This is a genomic window from Acinetobacter sp. UC24323 (genome assembly GCF_024151445.1).
In the GTDB taxonomy this organism is placed as follows: Bacteria; Pseudomonadota; Gammaproteobacteria; order Pseudomonadales; family Moraxellaceae; genus Acinetobacter; species Acinetobacter baumannii.
Map to the genome: position 1 here is coordinate 1 of NZ_JAHIBY010000046.1, position 202 is coordinate 202.

Below are 202 nucleotides of genomic sequence, written 5' to 3' on the forward strand. Positions count from 1 at the left end.
TGATCCATCTACACCGGATCAAGGTGGTCTGGACCGTGTTGATGGATCAATTACAGTAGATGTTGACGACCAGGGCCATATCACAGGGGGTACCACAGATGTAGCACCGGGTAGTGAAGTGACCTTAACCATCACAGGTCAGGACCAGGCAGGTAATCCGCTGGAACAGCAGGTGAAAGCCACAGTTAATCCTGATGGCAGC

1 pseudogene is annotated in these 202 nt (G+C 52.0%); it reads left to right on the forward strand.

The annotated features are described in order from the left end of the window. A pseudogene (locus KNQ97_RS19295) lies at positions 1-202 on the forward strand (hypothetical protein); the annotation flags it as partial.